The organism is Pelodictyon luteolum (assembly GCF_001622165.1).
In the GTDB taxonomy this organism is placed as follows: Bacteria; Bacteroidota; Chlorobiia; order Chlorobiales; family Chlorobiaceae; genus Chlorobium; species Chlorobium luteolum_B.
Window position 1 is genome coordinate 1 of the sequence record NZ_LVWG01000020.1, and the last position, 5,000, is coordinate 5,000.

General features: G+C 50.1%; 6 protein-coding genes. All 6 read right to left on the bottom strand.

Annotation, left to right across the window (positions count from 1 at the left end; genetic code table 11):
• Positions 1 to 70: 70 nt before the first annotated feature.
• Positions 71 to 313, bottom strand: coding sequence for a hypothetical protein (locus A3K90_RS03215; RefSeq protein WP_303681153.1), 243 nt, complete (start codon positions 311 to 313; stop codon positions 71 to 73).
• Positions 306 to 974: an HNH endonuclease gene (locus A3K90_RS03220; RefSeq protein ID WP_303681154.1), complete on the bottom strand. Its 669-nt coding sequence runs from the start codon at positions 972 to 974 to the stop codon at positions 306 to 308. The genes A3K90_RS03215 and A3K90_RS03220 overlap by 8 nt, the downstream gene beginning before the upstream one ends.
• A 158-nt stretch (positions 975 to 1,132) precedes the next feature.
• The gene (locus A3K90_RS03225; protein WP_303681155.1) at positions 1,133 to 1,612 is read right to left on the bottom strand and encodes a hypothetical protein; all 480 of its coding nucleotides are present in this window, start codon (positions 1,610 to 1,612) and stop codon (positions 1,133 to 1,135) included.
• A 213-nt stretch (positions 1,613 to 1,825) separates the two neighbouring features.
• Positions 1,826 to 2,431: an outer membrane protein gene (locus A3K90_RS03230; RefSeq protein ID WP_303681156.1), complete on the bottom strand. Its 606-nt coding sequence runs from the start codon at positions 2,429 to 2,431 to the stop codon at positions 1,826 to 1,828.
• 595 nt (positions 2,432 to 3,026) lie between these two features.
• Positions 3,027 to 3,359: a type II toxin-antitoxin system PemK/MazF family toxin gene (locus tag A3K90_RS03235; protein WP_303681157.1), complete on the bottom strand. Its 333-nt coding sequence runs from the start codon at positions 3,357 to 3,359 to the stop codon at positions 3,027 to 3,029.
• A 154-nt stretch (positions 3,360 to 3,513) separates the two neighbouring features.
• Positions 3,514 to 4,569: a YafY family protein gene (locus tag A3K90_RS03240; RefSeq protein ID WP_303681158.1), complete on the bottom strand. Its 1,056-nt coding sequence runs from the start codon at positions 4,567 to 4,569 to the stop codon at positions 3,514 to 3,516.
• Positions 4,570 to 5,000: the final 431 nt, after the last annotated feature.

Here is a 5,000-nt window from a genome sequence, read left to right on the forward strand (position 1 = left end):
TTTAAAACACTGTGCCTTACGGCATGCGAGTAACCCATAGTTCGCCTCCTTGTTGGACGCGACATCTATGTTAACACATAGGGCCCCCCGCCTCCTTCAACAGGTTGAGATCCTGCTGCCGGTCCCTCAACTCGAACTTCTCCGGATACTGGATGATGACGCTCGCCGCATCTGCCCCCTTCCCCAGCCACCGGCAGAACACCTCCAGCATCCGGTACTCCGTCAGCTGAAGCCCTGAAGCCATTTCAGACAGCAGCGCGTTGAGCAGCTGGAACTCCGTCTTCCGCTGGAATGATTTGTTAGAACTATCCATAGTGTTTTTCGCGGTGACAATTTGGACACAATGCAACGACATTCTCGAGAGTATCCTCTCCTCCATCGGAAAGGGATCTAATATGATGCACTTCGAGGAATGGAGTTCCGTCCGATGCTCGCTTAAATGGTGCAGGATTCTTACAGTTCTCACAGAATCCCTCTGCTCGATGCAATGCCTCAACAACAATATCTGGATTCCGTTGATAGGTATAAGAATAAACCCGTTGTCTTTTGGGTCTTTTTTCTGCATTTAAAATACGCTCATTTCGAGCTACAGATGTGTCTGTTCGGGATTTGGCTATTTCGGCAGTTTCAGTTTCAATCAGGGCTTTTATGTTAATGGCACTTCTACCACGTTCTAAGAACGATATGACTGAACTAAAGTCCTGCTCGTCAGCTTTAAGCAAACCTATCACTTGTGATTCTGAAATGGCTTGGAAAATCCCATGGAAATCAGCTTTAAGTCCGAGAAAGTGAAGTATACCCATAGACTGATAGCCTCTAGATATATTTCTGTCTAACCCAAGAACTTCTTCATCTAGTTGTCTGTGATTTTTTTTCGAGAATAGCCATCCACGAACAACTTCCGAACGCAACTCATCGCTATAGGAGTCATATTCTCTGTGCCGCTTGCTTGGATCTAATTTCGGTATGTTCATTTCTGTGTTCTAGCATTATTTATTATCTGTAGTGCAGGATTTTGACCGAACTTCAAAGTAGCGTGCAAATAATTGGGCAGTTAGGGTAGTAATTGTCGCGCAGCTGCTGGTCGATGTACTGCATGCGGACTATGGGAGGGCGGGACTGCACCATGTCGTCATCGTTCAGAGGTGGACGTGGGGGCTTTTTGCGCGCTTCTGAAGAGCTTTTCGAGCCACGATCGCTTATCAGCAAGAACATCGTCTATGGCCTTTTCAGCAAGGATTTTTTGCTGAGTGTCATATGCCCAGCCGATAACTTGGTCCCGAGCGTTTGACATGATCTGCTCATCCGAGTACGACTCTTCGGTGCAATGGTCGAGGTTTTCCTCAAGCCATCGGTCAAATGCCATGTCCAGTTCGGCATCAATAAGATCACTGCATATGGTTCTGATTGCTTCGTCAGAGAGTTGTGTTGAATGGGTTTTCAGCGCATCAATGACGCGGTCACTGACTTTACGGTACAGTTCTTTTTCTTGAAATGAGCGCTGTCTGGCTGGGGAGGACTTTTTTTTCTGAAAAGGTGGAACATGGAATTTGGGGTGAATATGTGTTTTTCGGATTATGATTCCAACTTCCTTGGTAATGTTCAGTGCCAACGGACCTTGATGATAGGGCAGGTCTGTAGGGTTTTAATGGGGCAATGGGTGTAAATCTGGTAACAGCATTTTCTCTGTAATATATGAGTTTCTGACGAAGTATCGGTAGGTACCAATAATAAGATATGGTTGCTGTTGGCGTATCGTCTATGGTATTCGTAATCGGGGACTCAACCGGCAGCGACATGATTCGCTGCCGGGCGTGTCGTATGGTTAGTTCAACGCGTAGCGGGCGCCGACCATGATGTTGTGGGACCCGATGCTTGCGTCGTGCCCTTGGAGTTTCACTCCTGTCGGTTTCAGGTAGCGGTATCCGAGGTCGAGTGTCAGATCGCTGTCCAGTTCAATCCCGACACCGGCACCGACCTGCCAGGCGAAATAGGTATCGCCTTCAAATCCGGTCAGGTCCAGGCTTGCAAGGCCAATGCCCGCCATGGCGTAGGGTTCGATGGGGGAGTTATCCATCGTGATGTCATAATACCCGTTTGCCATGACGGTCAGTGCGGAGGAATCAACTTTGTTGATGTCAATCCCATAATCATCCCAGAAGCTTTCGCCCTGCCCTGCAATGGAGTCCAGGTCGTTCTGCTGGTATCCGATGGCGAGTTCTGCACGCTGCTGTCCGAAATCGTACCCTACGGCACCGTTGATGCTGTAACCGGTTTTGAATTCTGCCGGTATGGTAAGTCCGTTGTAGTCAACCTCAAGTTCCGTCGGCATACTGAGGCCGAATGAGCCGCTTACATAAGGTTGTGCAGATGCTACGGCTGGTGCGGCAATGATGGCTGCTGTAAGGAAATGCAAGAGTGTCTTTTTCATGTGTCAGTGATTTGATTGTTGGTGTTGCCTGTATCAGAACCCGATACGCAAGCAGAGGGTCGCCCTTTCCTGTCGGAGAGGTGGCCTTGTTTACATAAAGACTGCTGGTCCTGTGATGGCAATCTATGCTGGGGGGTAGGACAACGGCTGTCCTATGGCTTGAGAAGAGTGTGAGATCGTTCGGGATTTTCGAACAACATTAGGGAGCCTCTGCGGCGGCCGTGGATCGGATGACAAGCAGCCTGTCGGGGCCGAGTGTGTTGGTATGTGGCTCTGTTATCCTGCCATTACAGGCAGTGCCCGCGCATTGGCGATGGCTTTTCTCCTCAGAGTGCTCAGTTCTCCGGCAAACGGGTGATGGCGGTTTCCTTTGATGTTCAGCGGAAGGGAGAGCGTGTTCAGGGGGTTACGGGTGGGGTGAAGGTGAGGTTAACGGGGTAACAAAAAAGGCTCTGTACAAATACAGAGCCTTAAAAAAAACACCATGCTAAATTGATTTTCTCTTGCATGGCGGCCACCGAAGTGGACTTAAGCCCGATCCTGACAAGTCAGGAGAGCGGGTACAGGGGCAATGTACTCATTTGAGGAGTCATCGTCAAGCGTTTATTCCTAATCCCGCCAAAATACATTGCTGGACGTTGACAAGGTCGTCTCTGCTTATAATCCTCTTATCGTACATTCTTTTTCCCTGATCTTTGCCGAAGAAGGGCAGATACAGCCTTTCTAATGAGACGGTATATACCATATCGGCTTTTACCCAATGAAATTCGGCGCTATATGGTTCCGGAAGAACCGGGTCAATGAACAACTTGTAGTGGTATGCCTCGATATCCTTTGGTGGTGTGGTGCTTAAAGGGACAATGGTGCAAAGCCCCTCTCGTTTACGCATCCGGGGAGAAACGATAACTGCAGGCCTTCGCTTAACCATTTCAGGAGGAACAAAACCTTTGAAGTCACAAATAACGATGGCGCCTTGTTTAGGATGATAAGGCTCATCAGTGATCTTCGCAAAACGTGTATTCTCTCATTCGTCGCGGCATGGTCATGGTGGGGACACGGTTGTTCTGCTCTTTATGGGCCCTTTAAAACAGCGGCAGCGACTCCAGCCCCTTCGCCCTCACATCCTCGTACAAATTGTTTGCACGGCTCAGTTCGTCATGGAGGAGTACCCTCAGTTCCTGCGGCTCGAGTGCTTCTGCTTCTTCTCCGAACCCCATGAGCCAGCGCTTTACCGCATCAAGTGCGCCGACCTTCATCTTCATGATGAGGGAGCCGTCTTTATGTTCTATTGTTTCTTGAGTCGGGTGCCAGCGTCGTTCGCGTATCCACTGTGCCTGAAAAGGGGTGAAGCGGATAGTGACGTCAATCTGTTCGCTCGAGTGGACAAGATCGAAGGTCTTTTCAAGGTACTCGTCGATCGAGAATGATTCGGGTACGGTAAAGTGACGCTCCGTCACCGAGAGGGTCCGGATACGGTTCAGGGCGAAGGTCCTGGTGTCCTGGCGGAGCTCGCAGTAGCCGATGAGGTACCAGGTATCGAGAGATTGTGAGTAATGGAAGAGGTAGGGGTGGATGGTGCGTTCCGTTACGGCTTCGCTGCTTGCGGCCCGGTATGATGCGCGGTAGGTTATGGTTACCTTCAGTCTGCAGCGGATGGCATCTTCAAGTGTCGCAAACATCCGGGGTTCAACAGGCTGATGTGTCGGTTTTTCAATGGAGTATGCCGAGAGCAAGTGATCTGTGGCGGAGCTCTCGGGAAGGTACTGGCGTACCTTGTCGAGAGCCCTGCTTACCTCGTTGTAGTATGGGGTTCCCTGGTACTGCTGAAGGACTTTTGTCGTGGCGATCAGTGCTTCTGCCTCCCTCAGCTCCAGCGTTGTTGCGGCAAGGTATGACCATCCCTCTTCCTCATAGAAGTATCCCCGCTTTTTCCGGTCGTAGGATATGGGAGCGTGGAGCAGGTCGCGCATGTAGTCGATGTCGCGCTGTATGCTTTTGCTCGATACCTCGAAGTAGCTCGCAATAATTGAGCAGTTAGGGTAGTGGTTGTCGCGCAGCTGCTGGTCGATGTACTGCATGCGGACTATGGGAGGGCGGGACTGCACCATGTCATCAGCGTTCAGAGGTGGATGGGGCATATCTGCAAAGTTACTGTTCTTTTCTGCTTTCCCATCATTTCTTTTACGGTGTTATCCGTATTATTCGTGTGCGGGGCAATTAGCACCGCTACGCCATTAGTGAGAATGGTGTTGGCTTTCCTTCATGAAATATGCGGGGTATGGTGGGTCAAAGGGTGTCCGATACCCCTGCGGTCACCAACACTGCTGCTTTGTTTTTCATCTCTTTTTGATCCGCTCGGACGGGTATTGTCCGATGCCCCCGGTTATCCTGTCACTGACGGGCACATGGGACGATTGGTTTTATTGTGCCCGCGAGCGTTAGACACCGGTCAACACTATTAATAAAGGGGGGGAAGGAGCAATGCACAAAGACACAGAAGCGGACAATGTCAACGAAGATGACGCATTTTTTTGAAAAAAACATTCACTTTTCAGCCGGGTTCAGCACC